7 protein-coding genes and 1 pseudogene are annotated in these 6,979 nt (G+C 75.5%); 4 read left to right on the forward strand and 4 right to left on the reverse strand.

The genetic code is table 11. The features are described 5' to 3' along the window. The 4 genes and pseudogenes from ACWGB8_RS37110 to ACWGB8_RS37125 all read right to left on the reverse strand — a co-directional run. Positions 1-183 (reverse strand): annotated as a pseudogene (locus tag ACWGB8_RS37110) (beta-ketoacyl-[acyl-carrier-protein] synthase family protein); the annotation flags it as partial. Next, complete coding sequence (locus ACWGB8_RS37115; RefSeq protein ID WP_452218072.1) at positions 180-473, reverse strand: acyl carrier protein; 294 nt, start codon at positions 471-473, stop codon at positions 180-182. The pseudogene ACWGB8_RS37110 and the gene ACWGB8_RS37115, both read right to left, overlap by 4 nt. Beyond that, positions 470-751, reverse strand: a complete 282-nt coding sequence (locus ACWGB8_RS37120; protein ID WP_452218073.1) for an acyl carrier protein — start codon at positions 749-751, stop codon at positions 470-472. Before ACWGB8_RS37120 ends, ACWGB8_RS37115 begins: the two co-directional genes overlap by 4 nt. Before the next feature lie 89 nt (positions 752-840). Next, complete coding sequence (locus ACWGB8_RS37125; RefSeq protein ID WP_452218074.1) at positions 841-2,274, reverse strand: class I adenylate-forming enzyme family protein; 1,434 nt, start codon at positions 2,272-2,274, stop codon at positions 841-843. Positions 2,275-2,441: 167 nt separating this feature from the next. On the opposite strand from ACWGB8_RS37125, the gene ACWGB8_RS37130 reads away from it, so the two are divergent. The 4 genes from ACWGB8_RS37130 to ACWGB8_RS37145 all read left to right on the forward strand — a co-directional run bounded on the left by ACWGB8_RS37130 (position 2,442) and on the right by ACWGB8_RS37145 (position 6,875). Continuing rightward, positions 2,442-3,533 (forward strand): alpha-hydroxy acid oxidase, encoded by a 1,092-nt coding sequence (locus ACWGB8_RS37130; RefSeq protein WP_452218075.1) that lies wholly within the window; start codon positions 2,442-2,444, stop codon positions 3,531-3,533. Between the two features lie 165 nt (positions 3,534-3,698). Continuing rightward, positions 3,699-4,472 carry a class I SAM-dependent methyltransferase gene (locus tag ACWGB8_RS37135; RefSeq protein ID WP_452218076.1) on the forward strand — a complete coding sequence of 258 codons (774 nt, stop codon included), beginning with the start codon at positions 3,699-3,701 and terminating at the stop codon, positions 4,470-4,472. Positions 4,473-4,632: 160 nt separating this feature from the next. Next, positions 4,633-5,568 (forward strand): alpha/beta hydrolase, encoded by a 936-nt coding sequence (locus ACWGB8_RS37140; RefSeq protein ID WP_452218077.1) that lies wholly within the window; start codon positions 4,633-4,635, stop codon positions 5,566-5,568. After that, complete coding sequence (locus ACWGB8_RS37145; protein ID WP_452218078.1) at positions 5,565-6,875, forward strand: aminotransferase-like domain-containing protein; 1,311 nt, start codon at positions 5,565-5,567, stop codon at positions 6,873-6,875. Before ACWGB8_RS37140 ends, ACWGB8_RS37145 begins: the two co-directional genes overlap by 4 nt. Positions 6,876-6,979 lie beyond the last annotated feature (104 nt).

Genomic DNA, 6,979 nt, shown 5'->3' on the forward strand with positions numbered 1-6,979 from the left:
GCCGGTGAGCCGGGCGGCACGGCGGGTTCTGCGGGCCCCGAAGTCGAAGCGTGTGACCTCGGCGAAGGCGTCCCGGCCGTGGCCGGCCGCCGCGGTGAGCGGGGCCGGGCCGCGGCCGAAGGCGCTGAGCACCCCGAGGCCGGTGAGCACCGGCCGCAGGGCCGGCGGAGCGGTGGCACTCATGGCTGGGCGGCCCCGCCGGGAGCGCCGGTGCCGGGGGCCCGGGCGTCGGCTCCGCGGGTGGCGAGGACGGCCTCGCGGAGCACCTCGACCGCCTCGTCGACGGTGCGGACGGCCTCGAAGCGCTCGTCCGACAGCTCCAGCACGGTGTCGTACCGCTGCTCGAACTCGGCTATCAGCCAGGTGAGTTCGAGTGATCCCAGGGACTCCGGCACGGTGTCGGCGGCGCGCTGCCCGAACGCCGCCAGCATCTCCAGGACGTCCGCCCGGCCCGGCAGGACGGCGCCGTTCACGCGGGGCTGCCGGTGGCGGCCGGGGCGTCGAGGGCGGCGACCCGCCGGGCGACGTCCGCGGTGAACTGGTCGAGCGTCATCAGGGCGGTGGTCTCCATCTCGTCGAGGTCGAACTTGACCCCGTACTCGTCCTCCACCTGCACCGAGAGGTCGGCGAGCGCGAGCGATTCGAGGTCGAGCCCGGCCGGGCCGAGGTCGGTGTCGCCGGTCACCTCGGAGACGTCGTACTGCATCTCGGCGAGGGACGCGAGGACGAACTCGCGGATGCGGTCCTGCATGGTGGAACTCCTTGCTGTGTCGGGGTGTTGTCGCACGGCGGTGCGGTTCGCCGGTCCCGCGGCGAGGCGGTTGCGGCGGCGCGGACCGGTCAGTGCCGGGCCGCGGCCTCGCGCAGCGCGGTGGTGTCGCGCAGCAGCTTGCCGGTGGCGGTGCGGGGCAGTGCGGGGAGGAAGGAGAGCTGTCGGGGCCGCTTGTAGGAGGCGAGCCGGCTGTTCAGCAGGGTGCGGACGGCCGCGTGGTCGGCGGCCTCGTCGGTGGCCAGGTAGGCCTCGATCGAACCGTCGTCGAAGACCACCACGGCCTCGCGGACCTCGGGCAGGCCGGCCAGGGTCTGCTCGACCTCGGTGAGGTCGACCTTGAGGCCGCCGATCGAGACCTGCGAGTCGCGCCGGCCGAGTACGGTGACCCGTCGGCCGCCGGGGTCGAGCCGGGCGGCGTCGCGGGTGTGCAGCCAGCCGTCCGCCCAGCGGGTCGGGTCGTCCAGCCCGGGGTACGGGGAGGCGGCCATGGCGATCTGCAACTCGCCCGCCACCGTACGCAGTTCGATCCCGTGCACCGGTTCGGCCGCCGGGTGCAGGGCGCCACTGAGGTCGGTGGCGATGACGCCCAGCTCGGTCATCCCGTACATGGTGCCCAGCGGGACGCCGTAGCGGGCGGTGAAGGCGGCGGGCAGACCGGGCCGGACCAGTTCGCCGGCCACGACCATCCGGCGCAGCTGTGGCAGCGGCGGCGGGGCGGCGGCGCCGGCCAGCAGCTCGGCGTGGAAGGGGACGCCGATGACGGTGGTCGGCCGGTCGTCCTCGCCGATCGCCGCCAGGATGCCGGCGGCCGTCATGCGCTCGGGCACCGTCAGCGGGGCACGGGCGTGCAGGCTGTTCAGCAGTCCGCCGACCAGCCCGAGCACGTGCACCACCGAGGAGAGCAGGACCACCCGCTCGCCTGCCTTCGGGAAGGCCTCCAGCCGTGCGTAGCGGTCGAGTTCGCGCAGCAGGTCGGCGGCGGTCCGGGCGATCACCTTGGCCGGGCCGGTCGAGCCGGAGCTCAGCTGCACCAGGGCGTGGCCGGTGGCGGCCGGTCGGCCGGTCGGCCGTCCGATCGGCACCGGGTCGGTCTCGGCGAAGCCGCGCAGGGCGGACGACGGGCGGTGCGCGGACTCCACGAGGACCTGGGGGGCCAGCCGGTCGACCGCGAGCGAGATCTCGTGCTCCGTCAAACGGTGGTCCAGCAGCATGACTTGGGCGCGCAGCCGCCAGCAGGCGAGCAGCGCGGCGACGAAGCCCAGCGAGGGCGCCAGGCGCAGCGCGGCGGTGCCGCCGGGTGCCAGGCCGGCCCCGGTGAGGCGCTCGGCCTGTTCGGCGACCAGGGTGCGCAGGGTGGCGCGGTCCACCGGGCTGCCGAAGCGCAGGCATTCCTCGTCGCAGGGGCCGGCCAGGAGGAACCGCTCCACCCAGTCGTGCGGAGCCTCGGCGTGCGGGGGGCCGCCCGTCGCGGGCGGAAGGGGGGAAGAGCCGGTCAAGGCCACTCCACGAAAGAGGAGGTTGTATGGACGCCGTTCACAAGCAGTACGGTCAATTCCGTTGCCAGACGATTGCACAGACGAATAATCAAATCAAGGTCTATACCAATGAGGTCCAGACCTCCTACGCTGCCGAGCCGGGGCGGGCCCGCGCGCGGCCCGTCCGGGAGAGGATGCCCGTGGTACCGCTGACCCTGGCGGACGTCGAACGCGCAGCTCGTGCCCGACTCCCGGACGACGTCTGGGACTTCATCCAGGGAGGCAGCGGCGCCGAACGCACCCTCGCTGCCAACCGGGCCCAGTTCGAGCACTGCCTGTTGCGCCCCCGCACACTCGTCGACGTCTCCGCCCCCGACCGGGGGCTCACCCTGCTCGGCGCCCCGCTGCGCTCACCCGTCGGCATCGCCCCGATGGCCTACCAGCGGCTGGTCGACCCCGACGGCGAGACCGCCACCGCCCGCGCCGCCGGCCGGACCGGAACACTGCTGGTCACCGGCCTGTTCGCGAGCCGCACCGTGGAGGAGACCGCCGCGGTCGCCACCGGCCCGCTCTGGCTCCAGCTCTACTGGCTGCGCCGCCGCGACGCGCTGGCCGCCGTGATCGAACGCGCCGAGGCCGCCGGCTACCGCGCCCTGGTGCTCACCGTCGACGCCCCCCGGATCGGCCGCCGGCTGCGCGACGCCCGCAACGGCTTCGCGATCCCGCAGGACGTCCGCGCGGTCAACCTCGACCCGGCCCTGATGGCCGCCAGCCACCGGGCCCACACCGGCTCCTCCGGCATCGCCGACCACGCCCGCGAACAGTTCGACCCCACGCTGACCTGGGCCGATCTCGCCTGGCTGCGTGCCCGCAGCCGACTGCCGATCGTCCTCAAGGGCATCCTGACCGCCGAGGACGCCCGGCTCGCCGCCGAGCACGGCGTGGACGCCCTCGTCGTCTCCAACCACGGCGGACGCCAACTCGACGGTGCCCGGCCGACCCTGGTCGCGCTGCCCGAGGTCGTCGACGCGGTACCCCGGACTCTGCCCGTCCTGCTGGACGGCGGCGTCCGAACGGGCACCGACGTCGCCACCGCCCTTGCCCTCGGGGCCCGGGCCGTCCTGATCGGCCGGCCGGTGCTCTGGGGCCTCGCGGTCGGCGGCGAACGCGGTGTCGAGCAGGTCCTCGACCTGCTGAACGCCGAACTGGAGGACACCCTGGCCCTGTTGGGCCGCCCCCGGCTCGCCGACCTGGACCGCGGCGCACTCACCACGGCCGTGCACTGACCACGGCCGTGCACCGATCACCCGGGTGCCTCAGGTCGCCGAACCCTAGGTCGCCGAACCCCGGGTCGCTGAACCCCGCGACGCCGCGGCCCGCGGCCCGCGGCCCGCGCCGCACCCCGACCCGACGACAGCACCCCCGTACCCACCCCAGGAGAGACCGACCCCATGAAGAACCAGGCCGCATTCCCCGGCTGGGACTGGGACGACCCGGACGGCCTCGCCGTCCGGCTCGACCGCTTCAGCGAGCAGGTCGCCACCTGCACCAGCCTGGAGGCCGCGCCCGCCGGACTGCCGCGCGACCACCGGGAGTTCACCGAGCTCGGCCTGACCGGGATCGAGTTCGCCGCGTTCCGGACCGACCACCCGCAGGGCCTCGGCACCGACCTGGCCACCCTGCGCAGCCCCGAGCTGGCCACCGAGCCCGGCACGCTCTACCGCGTCGACGGCGACCGCTGGTTCACCCAGCTCGACATCTCCCGCCCGCTGCCCTTCGCGGACGCCAGCGTCGACTGGGTCTACGCCGAGCACCTGGTCGAGCACGTCACCCTGCCGGTCGCCGTGCACTGGCTCACCGAGGCCCGCCGCGTCCTGCGCCCCGGCGGCGTGCTCCGGATCACCACCCCCGACCTGGCCCGCTACCTGGCCGGCTACACCAACCGGGACGGCTTCCTCGCCAAGCACCGCCGCCGTCTCGCCACCCTCGGCTTCGGCCCGCCGATGCCGGACCGGCCCGCCTTCCTGGTCAACCAGATCTTCCGCCACTACGGCCACCAGTGGATCTACGACCTGGACGAGCTGCGCCACATCCTGACCGCGGCCGGCTTCGCCCCCGAGCGGATCCGCCCGTGCGCCTACCGCGAGGGCGCCCGCCCCGACGTGGCCGACCTCGACACCGCCTTCCGCACCGACGAGACCGTCTACGTCGAGGCCGACCGCTGATCCCGGGCGCCGAACGGCGCGCCACCGTACGCCCGCGGCCCGACCCGCGACCCGCGACCCGCCACCGTGTGCCCGCGGACCGCGGCCCGGCCCGCGCCCCGCCGAGCACCCCGCCCCGCCGCTCGGCGCCCGACCACCTGACCACCCCGACGGGACACCCATGCCACTGCACCCCCAGGCCGAGGCCCTGCGCACCCTGCGCGCGGAGTCCGGCGCACCCCCGCTCTACACCCTCACCCCGGCCGAGGCCCGCGCCGCCGACCTCGCCGACATCCGCGCCAACGCGGGCAGCCCCGAACCGGTCGCCGTCGTCGAGGAACACGAACTCCCCGGCCCCGAAAGCCCGCTGACCCTGCGGCTGTACCGCCCCGACCGCGCACCGGGTCGACGGCCCGCCCTGCTCTACCTGTTCGGCGGCGGCTGGACCCTCGGCTCGCCCGACACCAGCGACGCCGTCTGCCGCCGCCTCACCAACGCGGTCGGCTGCGTCACCGCCTCCGTCGGCTACCGGCTCGCCCCCGAGCACCCCTTCCCGGCGGCGGTGCACGACTGCCGCGCCGCCGCCCACTGGCTGGTCGAGCACGCCGAGCGGCTCGGCATCGACCCCGGGCGCCTCGCGGTCGGCGGGGACAGCGCCGGCGGCAACCTCACCGCCGCCCTCACCCTGCTCGCCCGCGACGAGGGCGGCCCGGCCTTCCGCCACCAGCTCCTGGTCTACCCCAACACCGACCGGCGCGCCGACACCCCATCGCTGCGCGAGCACGACGACCCGCTGCTCTTCAACCGCCGCTCGGTCGCCTGGTACTGGGGCCACTACCTGGCCGACCCGGTCGACGGCGGCCACCCGCTGGCCTCCCCGCTGCGCGCGCCCGACCACCGCGGACTCCCGCCCGCCACCGTCATCACCGCCGAGTACGACCCGCTGCGCGACGAGGGCGAGCAGTACGCCGAGGCCCTGCGCGCCGCCGGCGTCCCCGTCGAGGTGCGCCGCTACGACGGCATGCCGCACGGCTTCTTCGCCATGGCCGGCACCCTCGACGCCGGCCGCGACGCCCAGCAGTACGCCGCCGAGCGGCTCCGCGAGGCCCTGCGATGACCGGCCCGCTGCGCCTCGACGAGCTGCACGCCAGCCTCTCCGACCCGCTGCTCGACGCGATGACCTTCCTCAACGAGGTCACCGAGCGCCACCCCGAGGCGATCTCCTTCGCCCCCGGCCGCCCGTACGAGGGGTTCTTCGAGCCCGAGGACGTCCACGAGCACCTCGACGCCTACCTGGCGCACCTCGCCGGCCGCGGGCTGGACCGCTCCGCCGTGCGCACCGCGATCTTCCAGTACGGGCCGACCAAGGGCATCGTCTCCGACCTGGTAGCCCGCACCCTCGCCAACGACGAGGGCCTGACCGTGCCCCCGCAGGCCCTGGTGCTGACCGTCGGCGCCCAGGAGGGCATGCTGCTGGTGCTGCGCGCGCTGTGCGCCGGCCCCGACGACGTCCTGCTGGTCAGCTCGCCCTGCTACGTCGGCGTCACCGGGGCCGCCCGGCTGCTCGACCTGAGCACCGAGCCGGTGCCGGAGGGTCCCGACGGCGGGCCCGACCCGGAGGCCGTCCGCGCCGCGGCCCGGGCGGTGCGCGCCTCCGGCCGGCGCCCGCGCGCCCTCTACGTCGTCCCGGACTTCGCCAACCCCTCGGGCACCAGCATGCCGCTCGCCGCCCGCTCGCGGCTGCTGGAGACGGCCTCCGAGGAGGAGCTGCTGATCGTCGAGGACAACCCGTACGGCTTCTTCGCCCGGGAGCCCGGCGAGCGGCCCACCCTGAAGGCCCTGGACCTCGACCGGCGGGTGGTCTACCTGGGCTCCTTCGCCAAGACCTGCTTCCCCGGCGCCCGGCTCGGCTACGTGGTGGCCGACCAGGAGGTGGTCGCCCCCGACGGGCGGCGCAGCCTGCTGGCCGACGAACTGGCCCGGCTCAAGAGCATGACGACCGTCAACACGCCCGCGCTCAGCCAGGCCGTCATCGGCGGCATGCTGCTGCGCAACGACTGCCGGCTGCGCAAGGCGAACGCCCGTGCCACCGCGCACTACGCGGCCAACCTGTCGATGCTGCTGCGGGAGTTGGAGCGGCTCTTCCCGGCGACCGAACGCGCGCGGCTCGGGGTGTCCTGGAACCGCCCCGAGGGCGGCTTCTTCGCGGTGGTCACGGTGCCGTTCACCGCGGACGACGCGGCGATGCTGCGCTGCGCCCGGGAGTACGGGGTGCTGTGGACGCCGATGGCGCCGTTCTACCCGGCCGGCGGGGGCGAGCGCCGGCTGCGGCTCTCGATCAGCGCCCTGAGCGCACCGCAGATCAGCGACGGCGTCACCCGGTTGGCGGCCTTCGTCCGGGCGGAGGCGGCCCGCGCGGGGTGAGTGCGGGAACCCGGACGGCGGGGGCGGGGGCCCCCGGGGGCCCGCCCCCCCCGCGCCGCGGGGGGCCGGGGCCCCCCCCGCCCCCGCCCCCCCCCCCGGCGCGG

The organism is Kitasatospora sp. NPDC054939 (assembly GCF_053610105.1).